The 890-nt window shown below is 46.1% G+C and carries 1 protein-coding gene; it reads right to left on the bottom strand.

What is annotated here, in order from left to right:
* Positions 1-62: 62 nt before the first annotated feature.
* Positions 63-890: DUF2860 domain-containing protein (locus AB4512_RS13370; RefSeq protein WP_372175029.1), on the bottom strand; the 828-nt coding region annotated here is incomplete at its 5' end.

The raw sequence follows: 890 nt of genomic DNA, 5'->3' as shown, positions 1-890 counted from the left end.
ACTATTGGGGGTCAGTTCAGTGTGCAGGCTTTAGTTTGATAATTTATTGGCGCTGGCTGGAGTTAGAATTTGTAGTTCAGGCCGAGTGATACGATGTATTGAGACTCATCATAGAAGGTAATGTTCGAGTCACTAGTACCGTAGCCTGCAAGAGAAACAAACGACCAGTTTTCCCAATCCATGAATTGATCATATTCATACGCGGCGAATAGATTGATGTTATCGTCACTGCGTTTCTTTTGGAAAGTAATGCTGCTCGCATCGTAAGAGCGTTGGTTGTAACCCGCCGTTAGTGCGTATTGATGACGTCCCATGCCGCCAAATAAGCTTACCTCACCGCCAAACTGTTCATAAGAGGCAGCTTTGCCATCCGCAGAACTTGATTGGTAGATCAGTGACGGTACTAACATCATGGTACGACTGATTGGCTGACGATATTGACCTTTCAGGTAGAAAGTATCGGCGTCGCGTTTTAGCGCGTCTTCAACTTGATCATCTTTCACATCTTTGGTGGCGTAGGCCATGTCTAAAGAGAAAGCAGAGCCAGCGATGCTCCCTAGTGTTAAACGAAAGGCATTACCCGTCTCGTCGGTTTTGCTGCGAGCTGACGTCGTGTTGTACGGATCGGCCCAAGTCTCGCCAGACATAATAGTTGGCAGAATCGAAGCATCGATGGTCATGCCTGACTCTAGTTGGTATTTATAACCAACCTCAAGCACAACAGTACCCGTCGCCACATCATCACGCGCGGTACCTGTGTATACCTGATGGTTTAGCTTTTCACCAAAGGTATAAGCAACACTACCTAAAGGAGCAACCAGAAAAGAGCTTTTCGAAGAAGCCTTCTGATCTGTGGATGAAAGATTGCTATCAGCATCGGTATTAAAGTT

Origin of the sequence: Vibrio sp. 10N.222.52.B7 (assembly GCF_041474275.1) — a bacterium.
GTDB lineage: Bacteria > Pseudomonadota > Gammaproteobacteria > Enterobacterales > Vibrionaceae > Vibrio > Vibrio crassostreae_C.
The sequence above is the reverse complement of the archived record's forward strand: the minus strand, read 5'-3'. Positions and strand labels throughout refer to the sequence as shown.